The 22,237-nt window shown below is 57.1% G+C and carries 18 protein-coding genes; 12 read left to right on the top strand and 6 right to left on the bottom strand.

Annotated elements, in window-relative coordinates; translation table 11 throughout:
* Window positions 1-110 precede the first annotated feature (110 nt).
* Window positions 111-1,319, top strand: coding sequence for a mannose-6-phosphate isomerase, class I (manA, locus tag ACZCED_RS07240; protein ID WP_464860508.1), 1,209 nt, complete (start codon window positions 111-113; stop codon window positions 1,317-1,319).
* Here manA and ACZCED_RS07235 read toward each other — a convergent pair.
* The gene (locus tag ACZCED_RS07235) at window positions 1,313-1,528 is read right to left on the bottom strand and encodes a hypothetical protein (RefSeq protein ID WP_464860507.1); all 216 of its coding nucleotides are present in this window, start codon (window positions 1,526-1,528) and stop codon (window positions 1,313-1,315) included. The genes manA and ACZCED_RS07235 overlap by 7 nt on opposite strands.
* Before the next feature lie 2 nt (window positions 1,529-1,530).
* Window positions 1,531-2,916 carry a hypothetical protein gene (locus ACZCED_RS07230; RefSeq protein ID WP_464860506.1) on the bottom strand — a complete coding sequence of 462 codons (1,386 nt, stop codon included), beginning with the start codon at window positions 2,914-2,916 and terminating at the stop codon, window positions 1,531-1,533.
* A gap of 207 nt (window positions 2,917-3,123) precedes the next feature.
* Between ACZCED_RS07230 and ACZCED_RS07225 the strand changes: the two genes are divergently transcribed.
* Window positions 3,124-3,735, top strand: coding sequence for a hypothetical protein (locus ACZCED_RS07225; protein WP_462969665.1), 612 nt, complete (start codon window positions 3,124-3,126; stop codon window positions 3,733-3,735).
* Window positions 3,736-3,791: 56 nt separating this feature from the next.
* On the opposite strand, the gene acnA is transcribed toward ACZCED_RS07225, so the two are convergent.
* Complete coding sequence (gene acnA, locus ACZCED_RS07220; RefSeq protein WP_462969664.1) at window positions 3,792-6,545, bottom strand: aconitate hydratase AcnA; 2,754 nt, start codon at window positions 6,543-6,545, stop codon at window positions 3,792-3,794.
* Between the two features lie 408 nt (window positions 6,546-6,953).
* On the opposite strand from acnA, the gene rlmD reads away from it, so the two are divergent.
* Window positions 6,954-8,348, top strand: coding sequence for a 23S rRNA (uracil(1939)-C(5))-methyltransferase RlmD (gene rlmD, locus ACZCED_RS07215; RefSeq protein WP_462969663.1), 1,395 nt, complete (start codon window positions 6,954-6,956; stop codon window positions 8,346-8,348).
* Between the two features lie 91 nt (window positions 8,349-8,439).
* Here the strand turns inward: rlmD and ACZCED_RS07210 are convergent, their stop codons facing one another.
* Window positions 8,440-9,186 (bottom strand): hypothetical protein, encoded by a 747-nt coding sequence (locus ACZCED_RS07210; protein ID WP_464860505.1) that lies wholly within the window; start codon window positions 9,184-9,186, stop codon window positions 8,440-8,442.
* 243 nt (window positions 9,187-9,429) lie between these two features.
* Here ACZCED_RS07210 and ACZCED_RS07205 point away from each other — a divergent pair, with 243 nt between their 5' ends.
* The 6 genes from ACZCED_RS07205 (at window position 9,430) to yjgA (ending at window position 14,768) form a co-directional block, all read left to right on the top strand.
* Window positions 9,430-10,083 carry a TetR/AcrR family transcriptional regulator gene (locus ACZCED_RS07205; RefSeq protein ID WP_462969661.1) on the top strand — a complete coding sequence of 218 codons (654 nt, stop codon included), beginning with the start codon at window positions 9,430-9,432 and terminating at the stop codon, window positions 10,081-10,083.
* Window positions 10,084-10,149: 66 nt separating this feature from the next.
* Complete coding sequence (locus tag ACZCED_RS07200) at window positions 10,150-11,076, top strand: TRAP transporter TatT component family protein (protein WP_464860504.1); 927 nt, start codon at window positions 10,150-10,152, stop codon at window positions 11,074-11,076.
* 141 nt (window positions 11,077-11,217) lie between these two features.
* On the top strand, window positions 11,218-12,132 hold the full coding sequence (locus ACZCED_RS07195; protein WP_462969659.1) for a TRAP transporter substrate-binding protein: 915 nt from the start codon (window positions 11,218-11,220) through the stop codon (window positions 12,130-12,132).
* Window positions 12,133-12,251: 119 nt separating this feature from the next.
* Entirely contained in the window at window positions 12,252-12,752 is a 501-nt protein-coding gene (locus ACZCED_RS07190) for a TRAP transporter small permease (RefSeq protein ID WP_462969658.1), read from the top strand.
* Window positions 12,749-14,032: a TRAP transporter large permease gene (locus tag ACZCED_RS07185; RefSeq protein WP_462969657.1), complete on the top strand. Its 1,284-nt coding sequence runs from the start codon at window positions 12,749-12,751 to the stop codon at window positions 14,030-14,032. The genes ACZCED_RS07190 and ACZCED_RS07185 overlap by 4 nt, the downstream gene beginning before the upstream one ends.
* 238 nt (window positions 14,033-14,270) lie before the next feature.
* Entirely contained in the window at window positions 14,271-14,768 is a 498-nt protein-coding gene (gene yjgA, locus ACZCED_RS07180) for a ribosome biogenesis factor YjgA (protein WP_462969656.1), read from the top strand.
* 12 nt (window positions 14,769-14,780) lie between these two features.
* Here the strand turns inward: yjgA and ACZCED_RS07175 are convergent, their stop codons facing one another.
* Together ACZCED_RS07175 and ACZCED_RS07170 are read right to left on the bottom strand one after the other, a co-directional pair.
* Window positions 14,781-15,215: a hypothetical protein gene (locus ACZCED_RS07175; protein ID WP_462969655.1), complete on the bottom strand. Its 435-nt coding sequence runs from the start codon at window positions 15,213-15,215 to the stop codon at window positions 14,781-14,783.
* A 105-nt stretch (window positions 15,216-15,320) separates the two neighbouring features.
* On the bottom strand, window positions 15,321-15,623 hold the full coding sequence (locus ACZCED_RS07170) for a hypothetical protein (RefSeq protein ID WP_462969654.1): 303 nt from the start codon (window positions 15,621-15,623) through the stop codon (window positions 15,321-15,323).
* A gap of 209 nt (window positions 15,624-15,832) precedes the next feature.
* Here ACZCED_RS07170 and ACZCED_RS07165 point away from each other — a divergent pair, with 209 nt between their 5' ends.
* Genes ACZCED_RS07165 through ACZCED_RS07155 form a run of 3 tightly spaced genes read left to right on the top strand, consistent with a single transcriptional unit; the run spans window position 15,833 to window position 22,227 of the window.
* A complete protein-coding gene (locus tag ACZCED_RS07165; RefSeq protein WP_464860503.1) occupies window positions 15,833-20,356 on the top strand; it encodes a DEAD/DEAH box helicase in 4,524 nt (1,507 codons plus the stop codon).
* A 15-nt stretch (window positions 20,357-20,371) separates the two neighbouring features.
* Window positions 20,372-21,964 (top strand): hypothetical protein, encoded by a 1,593-nt coding sequence (locus ACZCED_RS07160; protein ID WP_464860502.1) that lies wholly within the window; start codon window positions 20,372-20,374, stop codon window positions 21,962-21,964.
* The gene (locus ACZCED_RS07155; protein WP_462969651.1) at window positions 21,961-22,227 is read left to right on the top strand and encodes an EscU/YscU/HrcU family type III secretion system export apparatus switch protein; all 267 of its coding nucleotides are present in this window, start codon (window positions 21,961-21,963) and stop codon (window positions 22,225-22,227) included. Before ACZCED_RS07160 ends, ACZCED_RS07155 begins: the two co-directional genes overlap by 4 nt.
* Window positions 22,228-22,237: the final 10 nt, after the last annotated feature.

Below are 22,237 nucleotides of genomic sequence, written 5' to 3'. Positions count from 1 at the left end.
GCTATAAATGGCTCCATACCGGTGTTTCAGCATTAGGCACCAGCCGACCCTGTATAGCAAGGTGGTCGGCGTTAGTAAACCATCTGCTGACGATGCGATCGAGGTCAGCCATGCAGATTTACCGTCTCGAAAACGTGATCCAACCCTATGCCTGGGGATCGAAAACGGCCATTGCCAGGCTAACCGGGCGATCCAACCCCGCCCATGAGCCCCAGGCCGAACTGTGGATGGGCACCCACCCCAAAGGACCTTCCTTGGCGGTTGCCGGTGACGATCGGATCCCGCTCCAGCAGTTGATCGACCGGCAACCCGTTGACATTCTGGGCCGGGATGTCGTCAGGCGGTTCGGCAATGCCCTGCCGTACCTGTTCAAGGTGCTGGCCGCCGCCCAACCGCTCTCCATCCAAGCGCATCCCAGCAAACACCAGGCGGTGGAAGGGTTTGACAGGGAGAATCGGGAAGGGAAGGCCCTGGATGCGCCGGACCGCAACTACCGGGACGACAACCACAAGCCGGAAATTATCTGCGCACTGACGCCATTTTGGGGGCTGAACGGATTTCGGCCGCCCGCTGAAGCCGCCGAACTGCTGGCACCGGTATGCCCCCACGACCTCGATGATGCGCTCCAGCATCTGAAAACTAGCCGCGGCCAAGGGTTCGGGGATTTTTTCAAAGCCATGATGACCCTCACGGGCGATACGCGCGATACAGCGGCCCGGGAGATTCTGCACAAGGCCAGACCCCTGGCGGGCGCATCACCGCTCTACCGTTGGATCGTCGATCTGGCCCGCGCCTATCCGGGGGATATGGGAATCCTGTCTCCGGCACTATTGAACCTGGTCTGCCTTGAACCCGGACAGGCCATGTATCTGCGCGCCGGTCAGCTCCACGCCTACCTGGACGGCGTGGGCATCGAACTCATGGCCAATTCGGACAACGTGCTCCGGGGGGGGCTGACGCCCAAGCATGTGGATGTGGTCGAGTTGCTCAGCGTTGTCCGGTTTGAGGAGACCGCGATCCAGATCCTCGATCCTAAGCCGGTGGGGGTGGCTGAGTCGGTCTACGATTGCCCGGCGGATGAATTTTCACTCACCGTCATCCATCCCTCCAGCGGTCATCCTTACGTTGCGCCCACAATCAGAAATATAGAAATGCTCTTGTGCACGGAAGGAGAAGGACGCATCGAAGATGGCGGTCAGGGTGTGCACCTGACCATGAAAAAAGGGGACAGCTTCCTTATTCCGGCAGGCCTCAACCCCTATTCAATTGGCGGTAATGTCACCGTTTACAAGGCGGCTGTACCATTGTTGCATCAATAATTGGCAACATCCCGGGCAAATGCGTCAAAGCCTTTTTCCCTGAGGAAGGTTGAAATCAGGGCGGCCAGGGCATCGGCCGTATCCACCCGGTACCGTCCATTTTCATCCGGGCCGGCCTTCTTTTTTGAATTGGCCACCACCGCCTGAAGAGATGCGGCGGACAGTTCAATATTCACATGAACCCTTACCATCGGGTCGTTTTCCAACATGGTTAAACCTCGTTCGTTCCCGGCTGCACCGATCCTGGCCGTTCAACGGTTAAAATGCGGGCGATGGTCAGCGTTCCCAGATCAGGATGGGACCGACCGGCCCCGGCGGCCTGTGGAAGGTCTGAGAGCCGGGTGAAAAAATTCCGCAAAAACCGGCCTTGGCGATCAATACCCACCACCACCTGGTCGATCAGCTTTCTGGGCAATTGGGCAACGGCATTTCTGGTGATCCAAATTTCCCCTTTGCCGGCAACGGCGCACAGGTGCGTGGACTGGTCAAACGTCCCGCCGGGGATCGTGGATTCCATGCAACCGCCCGGCGTTGCTGCCGTCAGTTCATCCGTGCCGTGGCTGATGCCCATATTCATGCGGATCTCATCTGCCCATCCCTCTTGAGCCTTGAGTTTTTCTTCCATCGCCAGCATCTGCCGGTTCATGCGGGTTGCGCAGCAGATGGCGCTGAAGATGGGGTTCCGGCCGGCGTTTTTTGTAAACAGATAGTCGATCTGCGCACCACTGCAGCCAGCCCGCTTGCCGCCGAAAGATCGCACAACGCTGTCGCTTTCGTCCCATATTCGATTCATCAGTTTGAAGAAAACCTCCGGAAGCATGGTATCTGCGATGCGGTGAGAGTCGTTGAGCCGTGCCGACAATATGCAGATCGCTTCTTTCTCGTCCCCGGGGGCGATAGCGGTACCGGCGGATTCAGGTTCCCCGTTGGCGGGCACGGCAGCGTGCCATGGATCCTGCCGGAGCAAAAAGAGTGTCCCTTCCCTGAATTCCAGGCCGAAAAGGCGCAGGGGCGATCGGGTGGCCCCGTTTTTTTGTCCGATGATGCAGCTGTCCACCAGAAACGGGTGGATGGACGCTGCGAGAGTGGTCTCGTCGTGTGTGGCGGGGAGGTGATTTTTTGAGATGAAGACGGTCTTTCGGTCAAAGGTGTCTTTGGCGGTGGAGCGACGCAAAAGGATATAGACAAATGAAAACAACTCCTGCCAGTCGGCAATCGAATCCTTGACGGCCGGCTTGAGCAGCAGGTCGAAGATATTCGCTTCGGTTGCTGAACGAAACTCGTGGGCCAGGGCAAGGGAAAATGCATCTGAGTCGCCTGGATTCATCCACCGGACGGACAACTTCTTGTCCACCAGAAACGACGGTGCATCGATTTGGTCCGGTGAAAGGGATAGGGGACCAACGATCGCATGCGCGATCAGGGACGATTGGCCTTCAGAACCGTCATCCCCCTCGGGATCGAATCGATTGCCGGATGATTCAACGGTAGTGTCGGTCTCCAGTGGCCTGTGATTCTGCGCAGGTTTGGCAGATGCTTTGAATTGCTCGGCAATCTGATCCATGGGGTGACCGGACGGTCCGGTATGATCTGGCATGCGGATGCGTTCCTGTGTGAGGTTGGCGGTGTATTGAGCTCCGTTTATCTGAAAATTGGCGAAAATCGTCAAGGGAAAAAGATCCCCGAACATTGGCCGTCCTGCCGATAAAATCGGCATCGCATTGACAATCAACAGGTTATCTCATACACACGGATTTGCACACGTGTTGGCGCCAGTTAAAATAGGGATACCCGGGTCCTGGAAATGAACGACTACCAGATAGAACAACTCGACGCATTGAAAGCCGTCAGACGCGGACTGGTGCGACTCGGTGAGACCAAACGGATAGAACTCACAGAAACCACAAACGATTACATTCAATTCAGACAATCGACCGATCGTTTTTTGAGCTTGCATTTCAGCGACGTGTGCACCCACACCTGCTATCTCAGCCGCACGAGCGCCTGTTGTTCGAAGGATGGCGTCATCACTTTCTTTGCCGACACGGTGGTCAACGCGCTGCATGCCACGCCGGCTCAGGTGGATCGCTTGGAGGCGGCCTTGAACAAGGTAAACAGGGGGCATCGATGCGTCTATCTGGCCAGCTATGGCTGCATGTGGACGGTTCGACCCATCGTGTGCGCCATGTTTCTCTGTGATCGGGCCATGCAGTCCGTCTTCAGCGATGCGCCCGAAGCGAAAAGAGAATGGAATTCACTCTGCCGGCAGGCAAAATCATTCAAGTGGCCGGACCGCCCGGTGCTGTTTGACGACCTGGAACGCGTGTTTATCGATCTGGGTATCCAGTCCACACTCATGCACCTGAACCTGAGCCCGGGCCTGCTGAGAATCAAAAAAAATGCCGGGCTCATATAACGTCAGGCGGCCCGTTTATCATGGGCCGCCTGAACGGTTTTATCAGTAACTGCCGGCTAGTCGGCATCCTGCGCAATCATCTTGCGAATGACGCAGGGAAGAATCCCGCCGTTTTCAAAATATTCCACATCCACTTCCGTATCCAGGCGGGAGGTGGCCGTAAAATCGATTTCACTGCCATCTGTCTTGACGGCCTTGACGGCCAGCTGCTTTCGGGGCGTCATTCCGCCGATTCCGGAGATGGTGAAGGTTTCCGAACCATCCAGTCCGAGGCTTTGCGCGCTTTCCCCGTCGGAAAAAACCAGGGGGAGCACCCCCATGCCAACCAGGTTGTTGCGGTGGATGCGCTCATAGGACTGGGCGATGACTGCCTTGATGCCCAGCAGGGTGGTTCCCTTGGCGGCCCAGTCCCGGGAGGAGCCGGTGCCGTACTCCTTGCCACCCAGGACGATCAGCGGGGTGCCTTCATCCGCATAGGCCATGGCCGCATCGTAGTTGGTCATCTCGGTCTTTTCGGGATATTTCAGGGTGAAACTGCCCTGTTTGGGGGTCACCAGCTGGTTCTTGATGCGGATGTTGCCGAAGGTCCCGCGCATCATCACCTCATGGTTGCCCCGGCGGGAACCGTAGGAATTGAACTGGTCGGGGGTAACACCGTTTTCGATCAGATACCGGCCAGCCGGATAATCCTCGGGGATGGCACCGGCCGGCGATATGTGGTCGGTGGTGACCGTGTCTCCCAGCAGCAGAAAGCAGCGGGCGCCGGTGATATCTTCCGGCTGTTGCGGTGTCAGGGAGAATCCCTCGAAATAGGGCGGGTTTTTAATGTAGGTGGAGGCATGGTTCCAGGCGAATGTGGTGCTCGGGTCGATGCTCAGGGCTTCCCAAAAACGATCGCCGTCGAAGATGCGTGCGTATTCTTTTTCGTAAAACGCTTTTTTTACGTGGGTTTGGGTCAGTTCGGCGATCTGATCGTGTGACGGCCACAGGTCTTCCAGATAGACGGGTTCGCCGTTGGGATCGATGCCCACCGGCTCCAACGTCAGGTCGATATCCACCCGGCCGGCCAGTGCAAAGATGACCACGAGCATGGGTGATGCCAGGAAATTGGATTTAATCTTCTGGTGAATGCGGGCTTCGAAATTGCGGTTGCCGGAAAGTACTGCCGCCACGTTGAGGTCGTTTTGGGTGATGACCTGTTCGATGTCGGGATGCAGCGGGCCGCTGTTGCCGATGCAGGTGGTGCAGCCGAATGCGGCCAGATGAAATCCCAGGGCGTCGAAGTAAGGCACCAGACCGGCTGCCTCCAGATAGTTCATAACCACTTTGGATCCAGGCGCCAGGGAGGTCTTGACAAAGGGAGGTACCTTGAGACCTTTGGCAACGGCGTTCTTGGCGATGAGGCCGGCGCCTATGAGCACGTGGGGATTGGACGTGTTGGTGCACGAGGTGATGGCGGCAATAACGATGTTGCCGTCACCGATCTTCAACGGCCGGCCATTGAGTTCCATGTTGAACTGACGCTGGGTTACCGGGTGGCAGCGTCTGGCGCGCACGGTCTTGCAGCCGGATTCATCGAGAAATTCAGAGATGCGCTTGACCTCGGCGTCCCGGTCGTATTCGCACCCGAGGATATCGGCAAATGTTTTTTTGAGGTCGGGAAGGGAGATGCGGTCCTGGGGTCGTGCCGGGCCGGCCAGGGAGGGCTGGACCGTCGCCAGATCGAGCGTCACCACCTGGGTGAATGCCGGGTCCGTTTCACCGGTGTAGAACATGCCCGCGGCCCTGGCGTAGGCCTCGACGATCCGTGCACGGTCGCCTCTGCCGGTCAACTCGAGATAGTCAAGGGTCTTCTCGTCAACCGGGAAAAATCCCAGGGTGGCTCCATATTCCGGGGTCATGTTGGCGATGGTGGCCCGATCGGTCACCGACAGGCTTTTCATGCCGGGACCGAAATACTCCACGAATTTTTCCACCACATTGACCTTGCGCAGCATCTCGGTGATGGTCAGAACCAGGTCCGTCGCGGTGACGCCCGCTTTCAGCGTTCCGGTGAGCCGGACACCGATCACTTCAGGAATAGACATGTAGTAGGGCTGGCCCAGCATGACGGCCTCGGCTTCGATGCCGCCAACACCCCACCCCATCACGCCGATGCCGTTGATCATGGGTGTGTGAGAGTCGGTTCCCACCAGCGTGTCCGGATAGGCGACCGCTTTGCCGCCCTCGTCATGGGTGATGACCACACGGCCAAGGTTTTCCAGGTTCACCTGGTGGCAGATGCCCGAGTTGGGGGGGACCACCTTGAAGTTGGAAAAGCTTTTCTGGGCCCATTTGAGCAGCTCATAGCGTTCGCTGTTGCGGCTGTATTCAAGGGCCACGTTTTTTTCCAGGGCGTCGTCGGTGCCGAAGCAGTCCACCTGGATCGAGTGGTCCACCACCAATTCCGTGGGAACCAGAGGATTGACCCGTGCCGGGTCCTTGCCCAGGGCTTTCACCGCATCGCGCATGGCGGCCAGGTCCACCACTGCCGGCACGCCGGTGAAGTCTTGCATGAGCACGCGTGCGGGGTGATAGGGAATTTCTACCGGCGATGCATAGGTCTTTTGCCAGCCGACGATATTGGCCAGGTCCGTTTCCGTGACCACACGGCCGTCGAGCTTTCGCAGCAGGTTCTCCACCAGGATCTTGATTGAAAAAGGCAGTTTTTCAACGGAAGCCCCGGTGTCGGCGGCAAACTGATTGAAATCGAAAAAATGAAAAGTTTCCCCATCGACGTGGAGCGCTTTCAAATAATCCGTGTTTTTCATGGCAAAATCCTTATCGGGGTTGAATGGAACTCGAAAATGATCGAATGAACAAAAAGGAACGAATGGTCCGGAACGACATAATTTTGGAAATGGGGTGCTGATAACGATCAGTCAGGCTTTACTAAAGTAAAGAAAATCGACTGGCAGGGCAAGAAAAAAAAGGGAAGAAAACGATCGACAGGAGCGCAGGATCCGCTGCAGGCGAATTCCCGCAGGGCGTTTGAAACGTGGCCATGGGTATTGGTCCTTGACAAACGCCCGGCCATGGAACAAGTGGATACGGCATATGCGTTCACCGGTTCAGCGGTTTTTCGGTTCAGGCTTCACCGGATATTTCATGCCGAGCGACCATCGACGGTAACCCCTGACCCGCTGAACGCGGAACCGATGAACGATTAAAGGGTTGATATGACCGTTAAGAAAAAACAGATCATCGAATGCGACGTCATCGATGTGGCCTTTGGAGGGAAGGGGCTGGCCAAGATCGACGGTTTTGCCGTATTCATCGATCAAACCGTCACCGGTGACCGGGTAGCCGCCCGCATCATCAGGAAAAAGCGCAACTACGCCGAAGCCGTGGTGCAGGAACTGCTGACACCTTCGCCCTGGCGTGTGGATCCACCATGCCCATACAGCGGATATTGCGGCGGCTGCAAGTGGCAGTTCATCGACTACCCGCACCAGCTTGAGTTGAAACGCCGCCACGTCGCCGAATCATTGGAACACATCGCGCTGATGGGTGGAACGCCCGTTCATCCGACGCTGCCGTCCGAGCTTGTTTTCGGTTACCGCAACAAAATGGAATTTTCCTGCTCGGACCGGCGCTGGCTGATGCCCCAAGAGATGGGCAGCGATGCGGACATCGGCTTTGCGCTGGGGCTGCATGTGCCCGGCACCTTTCATAAGGTTCTGGACACCCGGGCATGCCTGTTGCAGCCCGAAGCGGGAAACCGAATGCTGGATGCGGTGCGCACTTTCATGCGTGCGTCGGATCTGCCGGTGTATGGACTGCGCAGCCACGAAGGCTTCTGGCGTTTTCTCATGCTACGGCACTCGGTGGCCCACGACCAGTGGTTGGTCAACATCGTGACGGCCAGCGAAGACCGCGAGGCGCTCATGCCTCTGGCCGATAGGATCATGGATGGTTTTCCCGAAGTGGTCTCCGTGGTCAACAACATCACGGCCAGGCGCTCGGGCGTGGCCGTCGGGGAGCGTGAAATCCACCTGGCCGGCAAACCGGTGCTGACGGACCGGATCGGCGGATTCGAGTTCGAAATTTCGGCCAACTCCTTTTTCCAGACCAACACCCGCGGGGCGCAAAAGCTATACGAAACCGTCGGGCGATACGCGGCCCTCGATGGATACGAGCAGGTGCTGGATCTGTATTGCGGCACCGGAACCATCGCCATCTGCCTGGCCAAACAGGCCGGCGAAGTGATCGGCCTGGAACTGGTTGAGAGCGCCGTCGGCGACGCCCGCAAGAATTGCCGCATGAACGGCATCGACAACTGCCGGTTTGTCCTTGGCGACATCAAGGACACCCTGGAAACCATCGATGCGGCGCCGGACCTGCTGGTGATCGACCCCCCCCGCGCCGGCATGCACAAAGACGTGGTCAAGCAGGTACTCAGGCTGGGGCCGGCGAAAATTGTCTATGTGTCCTGCAACCCGGCCACCCTGGCAAGGGATATACTGGAACTCAAGGAGGTCTATGACGTTAAAGAAGTCCAGCCGGTGGACATGTTTCCCCACACCTTTCATATCGAATCGGTGGCCCGGTTGATAAAAAAAGGGTCCGCTTGATGGGTTTTCGGCTCAAGGAAATCCGGTCAGCCGACACACCCGGGCAGGGGTTTTTCCTGATACCGGACCGTGTTGCCCGTTCGCTTCAGGTCTAATCGATCTTGTTCAGCAAGCGTTGGGCCCAATCGGTGAAGTAGGGCTCACCGCTGGACATTGCCTGGCTGAGCAGCGCTCTGGCCTCCGCAACGTTCTCGTCGCCGCCTAATGTGATCAACAGTTCGGACAGGTAAACCCGGCCTTCGATACTGGATTGAAAATAGTCTGTCTGCTGAAATTCGCGGTAATAAGCCAGGGCTTTCTCCCTGTCGTGTAATGGCCAGGGCAACACCGCCCAGAATCGGCCGAGCGCGAGGATGCTGCCGGCGTCGTCATACTTTTTATCCAGTTCATATACTTTTTCAAAGTTGGTCTGGGTCTTATCCTTCAGCCCCTCTTTCAGTGCGGTCAGGATGCTGGTTCCGTCTGAATAGGTGCCCACACTGAGCCCGAAATAATAATAACCGGCTGGATCGTCCGGGTTGAGTTCCCGGGCTTTTGCGCCGTAAATCATGCCTTTCTTGCCGTATTCGGCGCAGATTTTTTTCCACTCATCGACTTGACCCTTTTTCGCAGTGTCGGCATATTGCCGGCAGGCGCGGGCGCATTTCCAATTGGCTTCGAAATCTTCAGGGTTGGCCGACAGGAAACGTTCATACCTGCCGATCGCCTCCAACATATTCGCCATCCCGCCTTTCTCATACATCGTGTCGGCATCGGCAATGGAACCGGCGAAAACCGGTATCGGACTGATCACGGCCGCAACCAGCAGCAGGGTGATCGTCAGCAATGGCTTGTTCATTTAGCACCTCCAGTTTGCATGGCGGATAGGGGGTTAGGGATTTGATGAATGACCAAAACGTCACGATCAAGCGATGCTTTAGCAGAATCCATCCAATTGGAAAAGAGTTGTTAATTCAAGTTAACTGCGTTAATGAGTACAATTGTCCTCATCCGCTGTCTGTCGTGATTCGATTCCCGGCATCTTCTGATCCGGTCGAGGCCTTCGGCACAACGACAACCTGAACCCGCAGGAGCCCCAGCCATGTCGACGTTTCAAAAGCTGCGCAAAGAAGAGCGCGAAACACGCAAAAACCTTATCGTCAATGCCGCCATGGATCTGTTCAGTCAGAAAGATTTCCACAAGATCGGCATGCGGGACATTGCCAAACGGGCCGGCATCTCGGCTGCTGCGATCTACCGCTACTTCCCCAGCCGGGACGATGTGTTCGTCGAAGCGCTGGTCCGCCACATGCAAGTGGTGGAGGAGCTGTTTGAAAAGAATGTGAAAGCGGGGCGGACATCATTGGAGGAACTGGCCATGGGAAGTGTGGACTACCTTCTGGAGAATGAATCCGTGTTCCAAATGATGGGCCATTTCATGATTACCGGACAGATTCAGCAGAAGGCATTGGAACGGTATAACGCAATGCAACGCAACTTCTTAGATATTTTGGAAAAGGTAAACAACCAAACCGATATCGGCATGAACAACCGTCTGGTCACCCACGCTATTTACGCATCGGTTACCGGTGTCGTCATGGCCTTCAAGAATTATCCGGGTCGTTCCCCCGAAGAGATTAAACGCCACATTCACCGATTGGTCCGCATCATAAGCAGTGTCTTCACGACAGGCAAAATTCCAGAAAGCCTGCGTGAAATACCGGAGCAGGATACTTCAGCATTTCCCAGCGCTTGATTTATAAAAATGTCGACCTGAAAAATGATCCGCGGACTATAGTCCAGAACGATAACAGGATCCCTGATGACCGTCAACCGATTGATATTGCTGGTTTCGATTTTGCTGGCAGTGATGGCCTGCTCGCCAAAAACCCTTATGGTCAGCCAGTTTGCTGATTTGATCGATCACGGGGTGACGGCATATGAGCGAGATGACGATTGGGAACTCATGGAACAGGCGTTGCCTGCCAATATCAAACTGCTTGAAACCGTGCTGGCAAACTCACCGGATGACCGTCAATTGCTGACGATGTTGTCCCGGATGTATGCAAGCTATTCGTTCGGGTTTGCCGAAACCCGGCTCGATGAGACGTATTATCTTGTCGATCCGTCAGACCGCCGGGCAAAAGAGATAGAATTATTGAAAGACAGGGTGAATCGATACTACGAAAAAGGTATCGGCTATGCCCTGAAGGCCTTGGAAGCGAGCGCACCGGGGGCGGCGGTGGCGTTCCAGAAGGTCAATACCATCACCCCCTTTCTGGAAAAGCTGGGAAGGCAGGACGTGGCCCCGCTCTTCTGGTATGGATTCAACCTGGGCGCCTGGGTCAACCGCAATCTCGATTCGGTTCGGGCCGTATCCCAGGCACATGTGGCCCGAACAGTCATGGAACGGGTGATCGTGCTCGACTCTGCCTACAATCATGGGAATGCGCATCTTTTCCTGCTGGCCTATTTCGGCTCCCGGCCGCCCATGATGGGTGGAAACCAGGAAAGAGCGCTGGTCCACTATCAAGAGGTCAAAACGATCGCCGGAGACAACTATCTTCTGCCGGATCTTTTTTATGGTCGGTTCTGCCTCTACCAGCAACAGGACCGGGAGGGATTTGTCGAGTTGATGCAGCGAATCGTAGACCGTCCCGCCAGCGAGAACCCGGTTTCCTTTTACAATGCCATTGCCCGACGACGGGCCGCCGCTTATCTGGCTGCGGTGGATATACTGTTTGATTAGCGCACTCCCAACCAACGGTTAATGTCAATTCAACCAATGAAACCAGCTAAAGCTATCCTAACACGGCTCGTTGTTTTATTCTTGGTGCAGTGCGTATTCACTTGCGCCGGACTCGCCGGACCGACGGAGATAAAAATTGCCGTGGTGATGCCCGAGGGCAGCACATGGACCCATATCCTGCATGACTTTGCCGATGCGGTGATCGAAGAGACCGGCGGCGATGTGGCATTTAAAATTTATGCCGGCGGAATCAGTGGTGACGAGGTGGATGTCCTGCGAAAGATGCGGGTCAACCGCCTGCATGCCGGCGGGTTTTCCGGGGTGGGGCTTGGGATGGTCCTGCCGGAAATACGGGTTTTCGAGGCGCCGCTGCTGTTTAACACCTATGAGGAGATCGATTACGTCAAGGAAAAGATGTTCGATGACTTCGCCGCCCGATTCGAAGAAAAAGGGTATGTCCTGCTGGGATTCGCCGAGGCCGGGTTTGTTTACCTTTTTTCAAAACAGCGCATCGACACGATGGACCGCCTGAAGCGAACCCGGATGTGGGTGTGGAAGGGGGATCGGGTGGCGGAAAATTTTCTGGATTCCTTTGGCGTACAGGGATACCCACTCCAGCTTGCGGATGTGAACACCGGATTGGAGACGGGAATGATCGATTCTTTTTATTCACCGCCGCTTGCATCTGTAGCCTTCCAGTGGTACGCGAGGGTGGAATACATGCTCGATTTCCCCATGGTCAACTCCACCGGCGCCCTGTTGATGAACAAACGGACTTTCTATGACCTGGACCCCAAAAACCGGGAAATCGTCAGCCGGCTGGTCCGGCAATACGCTGCCAGGCTGGTCCGGCTGACCCGCAAGGACAACGCCGAAGCGATCGATGTGCTCAGCCAGGCGGGCATTACGCTGATCCCGCCGACACCCGAACAAACCGCTTCCTTCAAAAGGAGTGCCGAAAAGAATTACGAGATGAGCATGCCGTCACTTTATTCGAAAGCGCTGTTCGATCAGGTTCGCGGGCTGATCGCGGAGCACCGGAATCAGGCAAAGTGAAAAGGGGAGGGTGGACATGAGATCGAGAAAGGATACGGCAATGGCCGCCCTTTCTCATCTCTGCGTTCCGCGCATTCATCTCATTTTGCGGCTGACCACCGGCCGAGCCTTATAGCTGAATGTTAAAAGCCATCAAACGCATAGACGATGCACTGGCGCTTTTCGAAAAAAGCGTCATCGTCATTTGCTTTTCGCTGCTGGTTTTTTTTATCGTCCTTAACATCCTTTCGCGCAATCTGTTCCATCTGCCATCCCATCACATTTTTGAAGCCGGTCCCAACCTGGTGCTTTGGCTGGCACTGCTGGGCGCATCGATGGCCCTGAGGCGACAGCGACACATCCGAATCGAACTGGTCCTGCGCTATTGCGGCAGCCGCATTCGATGGTGGGCATCCTTGGCGGTGAATCTGTTTGGCACCCTGGTGATGGGGATCCTGCTGGTCACCTCCTTTGAATTCGTTAACAACGAAATCGCCATGTTCGGCGACTGGGGCCGCCTGTCGATGATTTTTCCCTTTTTTTTCAGCGTGGCTGCGTTTCGTTACCTTGCCGCACTGCTCTATCGGTTTGCGCCCACCTTAACACCGGGAACAGCCCCACCGGCGAAACCGACCCCATGAATCCACTCGCTGTAGCCATCGCGGCCATCCTGATCTTGGCGCTCCTGGAAACGCCCTTGTTTACCGTCATTGCCGCCTTGTCCATCGCCTGCCTCTACCTGATGGAGCATGATCTGCTGGCGCTTCAGACCGTCCTCATCGAAATGAACCGCCTGGGGGCCATGCCCGTGCTGGTGGCGCTTCCGCTCTTCACCTTCGTGGGCTGCCTGCTCACCGAGACGCGGTCGCCTCAGCGTATCATGAATTTCATCGACGCGCTCATGGGCTGGTTGCCCGGCGGGCTGGCCATGGCGGCCCTGTGTTCCTGCGCGTTTTTCACGGCCCTGACCGGCGCCAGCGGAGTGACCATTGTGGCGCTGGGCGGCATTTTGTATCCGATAATGCGCAGGAAAGGATACGGAGAATCGTTTAGCCTGGGCCTGTTGACCACGTCGGGTAGTCTGGGGCTGCTTTTCCCGCCCAGCCTGCCCGTCATCCTTTACGGGGTCGTTGCGCAGGTGGATATCGGCAGGATTTTCAAAGCGGCGCTCGTCCCGGGCCTGCTGCTCATCGGGGTGCTTTGCATCTACGCCTTTTTCAAACAGGCCGCTACCGCCCGGCCGGAGAAGGCCACCCTCGGCGTCTCCTTCAGCCGGGTAAAAAGCGCCTTCGTAGACGGGATCTGGGACTGGCCGGTGGTCGGCATCATCCTGGCCGGCGTATACGGCGGATTTGTAACCATCGCGGAGGTGTCGGCTGTTGTGCTGATTTATGTGGTTGCGGTGGAGTGCTTCGTCTTGAAAGAGGTGTCTTTTTTCAAGACATTGCCGTCGATTATCGTTGAAAGCGCGGTTCTGTCCGGTGCCATTATCGTCATTTTGGGCGTCTCGCTGGGATTTACCGGTTTCCTGGTGGATCAGCAGATTCCCAATCGGATATTAGAATGGTTGACCGCATTGAGCGACAACCGTCTGCTCTTTCTGGCCGGATTGAACCTGTTCCTGCTGGCGGTGGGATGCATCATGGATATCTTTTCCGCCATCGTCATCGTGGTGCCCATCATCGTACCCATTGCCCTGTCATACGGCGTCGATCCCATTCACCTGTGCGTCATTTTTCTGGTGAACCTGGAGATCGGCTACTCCACACCACCGGTGGGTATCAACCTTTTCATTTCCAGCCTGAAATTCGAAAAGCCCGTGACCTTGCTCTATCGTTCGTCTCTGCCATACCTGCTGATTCTATTGGGAGTGCTTGTCGTCATCACCTATATTCCCTGGCTGAGCCTGGTTTTTGTTTAACCCCCGGCGGTGCCTGCGGGTCCGACCTCGCGATTAGTCCTTGACGCATCGACGGTTTGTCGATACTCCCTTTTTCCATCCGTCACTTGAATGCGAACAGCCAAACCTGCCTGGCGGCCAACCGGCTGCGGGTGTGGACAAAAAACCGGTCCTGCAATGATTGGCGGCCGCTGGCCTGAGGATTTAAACCCCTCAGACGAATGCCGCTGTATCCGGTCAGACGAGGGGATTTGGAAGCATGAACATGCACGACGAATATGAAATCAGCCGCACCCGGCTGAAAAAAGAGGCCACCGCCCTTCAGAAGATGGGGGAAAGACTGGTTCTGCTCTCCGACGATCAACTCGAGAGGATGGCTTTGCCCGCGCGTCTGCTGGAAGCCGTCCAGACCGTTCGAAAGATCAATTCACATGGGGCCCGGCGGCGTCAAATGCAGTATATCGGCTCGCTGATGCGCAGCGTGGATGCCGAACCGATCGAGCAGGCACTGTTAGCGATCGAACAGGGCGCCTATGGACAGGCAAAAGCCTTCCATCAAATAGAAGGCTGGCGGGACCGGTTGGTTGACGGGGACGATGCCTGCTTCAACGACATGCTGCAAACATTTCCGGATGCGGATCGCCGTCGCCTGGGACAACTGGTGCGCAGCGCCCGCAAAGAAAAGGAAAAAAACGCACCGCCGAAATCGGCCCGCAACCTGTTTCGTTATCTCAAATCGCTGGCCGACGGAAAGTGATTGTCGACCGCTCTAGAATGCGCCCAGCTGGCATTTTGAAATTTTAACGTTCATGGCTTCGCAGGCCGATGATACTTCCAGACGCGTCAGGCTCATTTTTTTCGCCAGATCCCAGGCGGCCAGACAGGTGATGCGGTCGCCATCCATGGCTTTACGGATAGCGGTCTTGAGGGGTTTTGTCACCATGGCTGCCGGTTTAACCACTTTCTTCCTTTTCCGATCATAGCCGAACAGCCCTAACTGGCACCGGCGGATTCTTTTTTCCAGCAGGTCGATGTTCACACCCACCACCTGTGGGGAACAGGCCTGTTTTCTGGCGATGGCATGGGCTGCCACGCAGGTGATGCGTCCCTCTTTCTCCTTGCCGGCAATGGCGTCGGCAATGGCCCTGTCGATTTCAGCGCCTGGATGTTTGGCCGCGTAGTGACCGGCATCTTCATGTGCCATGGAAAACCCCTTTTCGGATAGATGGTGATCGGTCGGTAACAATGACCCGTCAGAGCCACAAGCGCGGTTGCAGTGACGAGCTCGCTTTTCTCAACGAATAATAAATTAGCGCTTGTTCTTCATTCCGGCAAGTACCCACTTGAGGCTCCATCCGATCAGCACCGGTCCGGCACCCACTGTGGCAAAGGGCACGAGGCCCTGCTGCCACGGCTTGAAGTAAAGCGCCCAGGCAACCGGCCACAGGATAGTCAGAATGATGGCCAGGCGAAGCGCCCAGGAAAGCCTGAGGGGCGCGCGGCGCAGCACCACCTTTTGAGGGGCCGGCCTGGGATTCATCATGCGGGGAAGCACAATAATGCCCGAAATGATCAGCAAGATAATCAGAATTTCCTGTATTCCTGTAAACATGGGGTCCTTCACCGGTTCATGCTGATGAGTGAGTGGCAAGGGCATGTTGATTAGCATAATCTCAGAGGTTAGGCAAACATTGGGAAATGTCCAGCGGTGAAAAATGGAGTCCAGTTATGGTTGTAGCCGATCATCGGGGGTTAGGAAAAGCAGGTACCGTGTGATATGCTTTTTTTTGACGGCAAACGCTGGGCGACGAGTGACCAACCATGGGACGTGACAACAACAACGACGGTCTGTTTCATCCGCTGATAAACCAATGGTTCGAGGCCCGGATCGGTCGACCCACCCGGATTCAGGAGAAGGCCTGGCCGCTGATTGCATCCAATGCCCACGTGCTCGTCACCGCACCCACCGGCAGCGGGAAGACACTGGCCGCGTTCTTATGGGCACTGAACCAGCTTATCCGGAAGCGGTGGGGCACCGGACAGACGCGGATCCTGTATATCTCACCGCTCAAGGCGCTGAACAACGATGTCCAGCGTAATCTGATGCGACCGCTGATACAGATCCGGCGCCTGTTCGAAAAAAACGGGGTGCCTTTTCCTCCGATCCGGGTGCTCACCCGCAGCGGAGACACCCCATCGCACGAGCGCCGGCAGATGATCCGGCACCCCCCGGAAATTCTGATCACCACACCGGAGAGCCTGCACCTCATGGTTTCTTCCAATGGCGGGCGTTCCATGCTGGGACGGATCCGCACGGTCATCCTGGACGAGATCCACGCCGTGGTGGGCAACAAGCGGGGAACCCTGCTCATTTCAGCCGTGGATCGCTTGGTGCCGCTTTGCGGGGAATTCCAGCGTATTGCGCTGTCGGCCACAGTCAAACCCGAAGAGCTGGTGGCTGGTTTTGTCGGCGGATTCATGATCGATGGGGACAAGGCCGAGCCCCGGTATATCCCGCGTGCGGTGAAGCGGTGCCGGTCCGGCCGGCAGCCTCGGGATTTCATTCATGTGCGGGTCCCGGATGCCGTCGTTGCCAATGACGGTGCCCGCGGTGTCTGGGAGGATCTGGCAGACACGTTTAAGCAGACCATCCAAAAGCACCGCTCGACGATTATCTTTACCAACTCGCGGCGGCTATGCGAAAAACTGGCCTTTCTGATCAATCATGCTAATGGGGCCGATCGACCTGACCCCATCGCCTACGCCCACCACGGATCATTGTCCAAAACGCTGCGCCTTGAAGTGGAGCAGCGGCTCAAACAGGGCGATCTCAAGGCCATCGTGGCCACCGCAAGCCTCGAATTGGGCATCGACATCGGAGCGCTGGATCATGTGATCCTGGTGCAGTCGCCGCCGTCCATTTCGTCGGCGGTGCAGCGCATCGGCCGGTCCGGCCACGGTGTAGACGAAGCTAGCCGGGCCACCTTCGTTCCCACCCATGCCACCGACAGTCTGACCGCAGCGGTGCTGGCCGAAGCCGTTATGGAAAGAGATATCGAACCGGTGCGGCCGATTGAATGTCCGTTGGATGTGTTGGCCCAAGTGGTGGTGGCCATGACGGGCGCTCAATCGTGGAATGTGGACCAGCTCTATGGCGAACTGCGTGCCTCCTATCCATTCCACCGTCTGCAGCGCAGGGTTTTCGATCTGGTTGTCGACATGCTGGCCGGTCGATACGCTGCCACCCGTATTCCCGCTTTGCAGCCGAAGATCGCCGTTGACCGGCTTGACAACACAGTGACGGCCAGAAAAGGGGCGCTGTTGACCCTTTACACGTCAGGCGGCGTGATCCCCGATCGCGGGTATTTTGGCCTGCGGCACACGGAGACCGGGGCGCGTATCGGCGAATTGGACGAAGAGTTTGTCTGGGAGGCGAAAGTCGGCCAGGTCTTTACCCTGGGAACCCAGAACTGGCGCGTCCACCGGATCACCCACAACGACGTTTTCGTCCGACCGGCCAGACCCAAAGCAGCCGCACCGCCTTTTTGGCGGGCCGAGGATTCAGATCGTGATTTCTTCCTGTCCGAAAAGATCGCCCGCTTTCTGGAGGCTGCCCAGAACCGGATGGCGGAACCGGGATTCCTGGATCAATTGACCTCACGCTATTGTATGGACAGCGACGGTGCTCGGTTCCTGTTGACGTTTTTGAAACGTCAACAGGCGAAAACTGGCTGCCCGTTGCCCCACCGTCACCACGTCGTGGTGGAACGGATGCGGTCGGGAAAGGGTCGGGCGCCGGTTCGTCAGATGGTCATTCACACGTTCTGGGGTGGCCGGGTCAATCGTCCTTATGCATATGCACTGGAGGCTGCCTGGGAAAAGCGCCACGGGTATGCGCCCATGGTTTTTCCCACCAACGATGCCGTCTACCTGCTGCTGCCCCAGGAAGGAGACGCCGGCGATGTCATGGCGCTGGTTTCATCGAGTGACGTCGAAGCGCTGCTCAGGGAGCGGTTGGAAGGATCCGGTGTTTTCGGTGCCCGGTTTCGTGAGTGCGCCGCCCGAGCGTTGCTGCTTCCCCGCCGCCATTTCAATCAGCGCATGCCCTTGTGGCTGACCCGGCAAAAATCACAGCGACTGCTGGACATGCTGGGACGATTCCCGGATTTTCCGATCCTTTTAGAAACCTGGCGTACCTGTCTTCAGGACGACTTTGATATGACCGCCCTGGTCCGGGTGCTGCAGGAACTGGAAAGCGGTGCCATATCCTGGTCCGAGGTTCAAACCGCGTCCCCCAGTCCCATGGCTCTGTCCGGTTCATGGCGGCAGGTCAATCAGTATATGTACGCCGATGACCGCCAGCCCGGCACGGTGAAGTCCAATCTATCACGGGGGTTGCTCGAGCAGGTGGTGTTCACCCCTGAATTGAGGCCCGAAATCGACGCCGGAACGGTTGCGGCTTTTCAGGAAAAGCGTCAACGGATTTGTCCCGGCTATGCGCCGGACAATCCCGTGGAACTTTTGGAATGGGTCAAAGAACGCCTGTTGCTCCCCATCGTCGATTGGCAACGGCTCCTCCAGCGTGCCGCCTTCGACAGTGGTGCGTCGCCCAAAGAGCTGGTCGAACCGATCCGCGAACGGCTTCTCAGACTTATCCCGGGTAAAGCGGACAGTGGGGATCTGGGTTGGGTCGTCGCCGCGGAGATGGCTCCGGGAATTGACGATGCGCTCGGCTCCCTGCGGAAGCATTCGCGGTGGGCCACCCTGGAGGGTCATGCCACGCGGATTGGCGATATATCGCTTGCCCACGGTGAACCCCACGTACCGACCGTTGCTGAAATAGTGGCCCAGTGGATCAGATTTTACGGGCCGGTAACTGCCGACTTCGTCCAAAAGGAATTGGGGTTGGACACAGATACGGTGTCCGGGGTTTTGTCCGATTTGATCGAGACCGGGGCCATCATATCCGGAAACCTGATCCGCGGACAAAAAGCGGAAATGATTTGCGATGCGGACAATTTCGACACCTTGCTGCGCATGAGCAGACGCCGGCGGGCACCGGCCATCGGCATTCGCGACATCCGGGACCTCGCCCTGACACTGGCCCATTTTCAGGGCCTGACCCGGCCGGGCGATTCCATGGATGCCCTGGTGCCTTGCCTGCAGCCGTTGATGTGTCTGCCGCTTCCCGCAGCCTCGTGGGAGAAGGAGATTCTTCCCGCACGGCTCACCGGCTACGATCCCCGATGGCTTGACCGCCTGATGCAGGAATCCGCCTTGATGTGGGTGGGCCGGCGCCGCCGACAGATCGCCTTTTGTCATGAAGGCGACCTGGACCTGATGATCAGCGATCTCGCGGATCAACCGGAACGCACGAACGGTGAGGACAAGTCGTCAAGCGACGTGATCCGCCTGTTTCCTGACCAGCGTGCAAGGTACAGCTTATCTTCGCTCGTGGGCGATCCGCCCCAACCGGCAAGCCGAGTGCTGAAGCAGTTGTGGGATGGCGTGTGGGATGGGAAAGTGACCAACGACAGCATGACCGCCCTGCGGTACGGCATCGCCAGGAGGGGCAATACTGGCAGCCCGTCCAAAGGCTGGATGACCAACGGCCATGAATCCCTTGCCAGGTCCCGGCGAAACCGGCGCGGGAATTCCGCCAGTCTGTTTAGCGGACAGGTGGGGAACTGGTACCTGGTCGCCAACCCGCACCCGCCCGAAGGGTTGATGGAAGCGGAAGAGATCGTCAAAGATCGGGTGCGGTTGTTGCTGGACCGCTACGGCATCCTCTTCCGCCAACTGCTCTCCAGGGAATTGCCCCTGTTTCAATGGCCTGCCATTTTCAGGTCGCTGCGGCTCATGGAGCTTTCCGGTGAGGTCTTCGCCGGTTGCTTTTTCGATGATATACCCGGGCTGCAGTTCGTATCCAACCGGATGCTTCGGCTGCTCCGGGAGAAACTGCCGGAGGACAGCCTCTACTGGATCAGCGCCCGGGATCCGGCCTCCATCTGCGGGCTGGGGCTCGAGGCCATCCGGGGCGAGTTGCCCCGGCGTTCGGCCGGCACCCATCTGGTCTATGTCGGCAGCCGTTTGGCGATGGTTTCCAAGCGCAACGGCCGCGTATTGTACATCCGTCTGCCGGTCGATCATGATCGGTTGGCAGACTGCTTTGGGGTATTCGAACACCTGTTGGGCCGCCGTGTCGATCCGCTGCGATCCATCACCGTGGAGGCCATCAACGGCCAGGACGCACCGAACAGCCCGTTTATTGAAGTTTTGCGCGATCGGTTCGATATTATCACAGAGACACGCACGGTTACTGTATACCAACGCCAGGAACCCTGATCGGAAGATTGGAACATGGACATCCACTGGCTGCTGCAAAAGCCGCAGCAGATGACAGCATCGGGAAAAAACCTGCCGACATCGCTGGCGCTGCGAGCCGGGGACCTGTTGACCGCATCCGTATTGGGTGTGGAAAAGAACAACGACGCCCTGCTCTCCATCGGCCAGTTCAAGGCTTATGCCCGCCTGCCGTTGCCGGTGGTCACCGGCCAGGAAATCCAGATCCGCGTGGATGCCGCAGGGGAAGCGCTTCGCATGGTCATGGTACCGACAAGCGGAGCGGCGGCGAACGTCCCGGCCAGTGAAGGGTTGCCGATTCACCTTTTCGAACCCATTTCCGACAGGCCCTTTCTTTCCGAGCATTCGCGATCGCTGGTTCCCGGCGAGTCACTCCAGGGACGCATTACCGGGTTCGAAAAAGATGGGCTGATGCTGGTCGATTTCGGAAAGTTCAAAGCCTTTGCCAAAATCGACATCCCGGTCCGCCAAGGTCAGGCCATTCCCCTCACCGTGATCAAAACCGAAAGCGGCATCGCTTTTGCCGTGGCGCCAAAGGCAACGCCCAGCGGTTTGGCCAACTTGCCTCTTGCCAATGCGGTTGATGCACCTCCTCCAGGCCAAGCGGGGTCGATGGGACAGGCATCGGCATCATCATCGGCCCAACAGGCGCAGCCGGAAATGATTTCAGGCCGACCGGATCGATCATGGGTGGTTCCGGCCGATGCACCTCCACCACCGACGGCGGCGGAAATGGCGATGGTGAGAGATCAGATCCAGCGATTGCTCGATGGGATGATTCAGCCTGGGAAAGGTCTTTTTACGGCGTTGCCCACCCCGATGAAAGGGGCGCTGATCAACATGCAGCAGGCGCTGAATCCGGTGTCGCCAGCCGGCGATATGGCGGCCCTGGTGGCCAGGGTCAGGGCGTTTGTCGAAAATTCCGGAATTTATTTCGAAAGACGGATAGGGCAGGCCATCACCGATCTTCAGGCCCGATTCCCGTCAATGACACCGGTCGAATTGGCCCATCAGCCGGAAATCGGCAAGATCATGATCACCGACATGAAACCCAACCTGCTGATCCTCAAAGAATTTATCGATGCGCAAGCGCCGGATTCCCGGGGAGCGGACCGGCATATGCTGGAAACGTTGAAAAGCATGGTTCAGCGAGCGGTTTCCCACATCGATCAGCAGCAGTTCGCGGCTACGGAAAAGCCGGGAGACCCGGACCTGTTTCAGGCGTTTTCCCACCTGCTGTTTCTGACCGACTCGCAACGCAATGCCCGCCTCAAGGTATACTACGCCAAAAAAGATCGCGATGATGCCCACAAGACCCCCCGGGTCTCCCTGTTGCTGGACATGGACCGCATGGGAACGGTACGCACCGACTTGTGGATGGTGGGCAAGGATCTGACCATCACGTTTTACGTCAAGGAAGCGGACATTAAAACGGCCATCGACAGCGACCATCACCGCATCCGCGAGATGCTCAACGACACCTTTAATACCGTTGCCGTCAGCGTGGTGGTCAACGAGAAAAAAATTGCAGAATTCGAAGGTGAAGATCTGACCCTTCCGAACCGTCGGCAGGTGGACCTGAGCATATGAACGACAGACAGATTAAAAAGGCGGCCGCGATCAAATATGACCAGGCCAAGAACATGGCACCCCGGGTGATCGCCAAGGGAAAGGGTCACATCGCCGAGCAGATTGTCCAGGTGGCCCGCGAAAACGACGTCCCCCTTCTCGAAGACCGCAACCTGGCCAATGTGCTGGAGGCCATGGAACTCGAAACTGAAATCCCGCCCGAACTATACCGGGCCGTTGCCGAAGTGCTGGTGTTCATCTACCGGCTAAACGGCAAGCTCTGATGGTAAAAGC

Source organism: Desulfosarcina sp., from assembly GCF_055467485.1.
Note: the sequence above shows the minus strand (reverse complement) of the source record. Positions and strands in the feature narration are given on the sequence as shown.

What these genes read in the sequence shown, in the direction of transcription:
- ACZCED_RS07235 (WP_464860507.1), bottom strand. Translation starts at nt 1,528, where the DNA reads ATGTTGGAAAACGACCCGATGGTAAGGGTTCATGTGAATATTGAACTG.
- ACZCED_RS07230 (WP_464860506.1), bottom strand. Translation starts at nt 2,916, where the DNA reads ATGCCAGATCATACCGGACCGTCCGGTCACCCCATGGATCAGATTGCC.
- rlmD (WP_462969663.1), top strand. Translation starts at nt 6,954, where the DNA reads ATGACCGTTAAGAAAAAACAGATCATCGAATGCGACGTCATCGATGTG.
- ACZCED_RS07175 (WP_462969655.1), bottom strand. Translation starts at nt 15,215, where the DNA reads ATGGCACATGAAGATGCCGGTCACTACGCGGCCAAACATCCAGGCGCT.
- yjgA (WP_462969656.1), top strand. Translation starts at nt 14,271, where the DNA reads ATGAACATGCACGACGAATATGAAATCAGCCGCACCCGGCTGAAAAAA.
- ACZCED_RS07155 (WP_462969651.1), top strand. Translation starts at nt 21,961, where the DNA reads ATGAACGACAGACAGATTAAAAAGGCGGCCGCGATCAAATATGACCAG.
- ACZCED_RS07210 (WP_464860505.1), bottom strand. Translation starts at nt 9,186, where the DNA reads ATGAACAAGCCATTGCTGACGATCACCCTGCTGCTGGTTGCGGCCGTG.
- manA (WP_464860508.1), top strand. Translation starts at nt 111, where the DNA reads ATGCAGATTTACCGTCTCGAAAACGTGATCCAACCCTATGCCTGGGGA.
- ACZCED_RS07205 (WP_462969661.1), top strand. Translation starts at nt 9,430, where the DNA reads ATGTCGACGTTTCAAAAGCTGCGCAAAGAAGAGCGCGAAACACGCAAA.
- ACZCED_RS07190 (WP_462969658.1), top strand. Translation starts at nt 12,252, where the DNA reads ATGTTAAAAGCCATCAAACGCATAGACGATGCACTGGCGCTTTTCGAA.
- ACZCED_RS07160 (WP_464860502.1), top strand. Translation starts at nt 20,372, where the DNA reads ATGGACATCCACTGGCTGCTGCAAAAGCCGCAGCAGATGACAGCATCG.
- ACZCED_RS07225 (WP_462969665.1), top strand. Translation starts at nt 3,124, where the DNA reads ATGAACGACTACCAGATAGAACAACTCGACGCATTGAAAGCCGTCAGA.
- ACZCED_RS07185 (WP_462969657.1), top strand. Translation starts at nt 12,749, where the DNA reads ATGAATCCACTCGCTGTAGCCATCGCGGCCATCCTGATCTTGGCGCTC.
- acnA (WP_462969664.1), bottom strand. Translation starts at nt 6,545, where the DNA reads ATGAAAAACACGGATTATTTGAAAGCGCTCCACGTCGATGGGGAAACT.
- ACZCED_RS07165 (WP_464860503.1), top strand. Translation starts at nt 15,833, where the DNA reads ATGGGACGTGACAACAACAACGACGGTCTGTTTCATCCGCTGATAAAC.
- ACZCED_RS07200 (WP_464860504.1), top strand. Translation starts at nt 10,150, where the DNA reads ATGACCGTCAACCGATTGATATTGCTGGTTTCGATTTTGCTGGCAGTG.
- ACZCED_RS07170 (WP_462969654.1), bottom strand. Translation starts at nt 15,623, where the DNA reads ATGTTTACAGGAATACAGGAAATTCTGATTATCTTGCTGATCATTTCG.